2 protein-coding genes are annotated in these 1,630 nt (G+C 34.7%); one reads left to right on the top strand and one right to left on the bottom strand.

All coding sequences use genetic code 11. The features are described 5' to 3' along the window. Window positions 1-37 precede the first annotated feature (37 nt). A complete protein-coding gene (locus tag AC1DUW_RS28070) occupies window positions 38-907 on the bottom strand; it encodes an AraC family transcriptional regulator (protein WP_053346422.1) in 870 nt (289 codons plus the stop codon). A gap of 198 nt (window positions 908-1,105) precedes the next feature. Between AC1DUW_RS28070 and AC1DUW_RS28065 the strand changes: the two genes are divergently transcribed. Beyond that, window positions 1,106-1,630: UxaA family hydrolase (locus tag AC1DUW_RS28065; protein WP_477644085.1), on the top strand; the 525-nt coding region annotated here is incomplete at its 3' end.

Raw genomic sequence — 1,630 nt, 5'->3', positions numbered from 1 at the left:
GTATGAATCATCATGCACCTACTCAATTTTTCTGAATCTAAGATTTATGGTGTGCCTTTCGAAAATTAGCTGGAGTCCTATCATTGTATTTTTTGAAGATACGATGAAAATGGGGCATACTTTCAAAACCACACATTTCAGCAATATGCGAAACTGTGTGATTCGTTTCCAATAACAGTTCCTTTGCTTTAATGACTCTTTTCGTATTCAGATACACGATTAACCCGATTCCAGTTGTTTCTTTAAAGACTCTACTGAAATGAGAGGGACTGACCAAGGATTTATTCGCAAGTATCGTCAAGGTTAATGGTTCACTTAAATGGTCATTAATATAGGCCAAAATATCTTTAATCCAAACTGAACTATAGGTATTTGACTCCAACATATCCTGTTCGTTATTTATTCGAATACGGCATAAATCAAGCATAATCTGGTGAACAATCAGCAATGTGGCATGCCTTGCGCCTAATGCATTTTCTGATGTTTCTTGATAAATGTGTAGAAGCTGTTCTTCCATTTTTATCTGTTTCTTTGGTGGTAAGGATATTTTATAATTCTTACTCTTTTTTGTCAGGTCAAACAAATTTAAATATGAAAAAGAATCATCAACAATGTCCTTATATATTAATGTGGGGCTGAAAAAGATAATCGTAGAAGTAACAGGGTCGTCCTTATTCGGCATTGCTCTATGAATCGTATTGTTAGGGATTAGGAATACATCTCCTTGTTGCATATCATAAAACACATCACCGACAAAAAAGGTCCCATTACCGCTATAAACATAAATAATTTCATAATAATCATGCATATGATCAGATAGTTCATTCTGAGGACTTTTAGTATCTTGATAGACAAAAGATAAAGGGAACAGTAAATCATGATTGGACACATTTTGATATTTTTTCATTTCGCTCATCACCTGATTGTATATTACAACAAAAATGAGTATATATATATCAAAAAATGCAATTTATATTTCAATTCTTGATGTTAAAATAATAATAGATTCATAAGGAAATAAATTCATGCTTGAAAATGAAAGGGTTTTCTTATAGTAATTACCGTTTAGGTTTGTACGCCAACACTCAAAATAGGAGGGGACAAAATGAATAAGATTGTTCAATTGCATTCAAAAGATGATGTGGTTATTTCCTTACATGAGATCCGAAAAGGGGAGAGCCTTCAAATTCAATCGGGAGAAAATGAAATTATCAATATATGGGCTCGTGATGATATTCCGAAAGGACATAAGATATTAGTAAACCCGGTAAAGCAGGGGGCAGATGTTCTTAAGTTTGGCTACTCGATTGGGAAAGCCAAAAAAGATCTGTATGCTGGGGAGTGGGTTCATACTCATAACCTAGGATCCGGTTTGCAGGGGATATTGGAATATTCCTATCAACCAAGCATTCAAAATACAGAAGTCGAAGACTCAAAACATACATTCCAAGGATATATACGTGAAAACGGGGATGCGGGAATCCGTAATGAAATCTGGATCATCAATACGGTTGGTTGCATTAATAAAACATGTGAAGTGCTTGCTAAAATGGGTAATGAGCAGTTTAAAGAGCGACAAATTGATGGAATTCATCACTTTCCTCATCCCTACGGTTGTTCTCAATTAGGG

Source organism: Peribacillus sp. P4_C12 (assembly GCF_056402095.1).
The sequence above is the reverse complement of the archived record's forward strand: the minus strand, read 5'-3'. Positions and strand labels throughout refer to the sequence as shown.